The 263-nt window shown below is 64.3% G+C and carries 1 protein-coding gene; it reads left to right on the forward strand.

Features of this window, described 5'->3' with window-relative positions; genetic code table 11:
- Positions 1-263 (forward strand): hypothetical protein (locus SB751_RS31795; protein WP_410749246.1); only part of this gene is annotated, 263 nt, incomplete at both ends.

Consider the following 263-nt stretch of genomic DNA (forward strand, 5'->3'; position numbering starts at 1 on the left):
CTACCGGTTGATGACGAAGTGCCGCCTTGGTTACGGACCGGGACCGACTGGGCGTTTGCGCTGGCGGGACTGGTCGGGGGGCTTGGCGGACTCTTGAAGGCAGCTGGCGGCCTGTCGCGCGCGGTTCTACCGTGCGCCGCAAAGTTCATCGGCGGGTTTGTTCTTGGAGAAGCCTTTGGGCGCTACGTCGCCGGCCCTGCGATCAACAAGGCGATAGGCGGGATGTTTGGTAACCCGGTCGATGTGACGACCGGCCGGAAGAT

The sequence above is a fragment of the Cupriavidus sp. SIMBA_020 genome (genome assembly GCF_046535395.1).
Classification (GTDB): domain Bacteria; phylum Pseudomonadota; class Gammaproteobacteria; order Burkholderiales; family Burkholderiaceae; genus Cupriavidus; species Cupriavidus campinensis.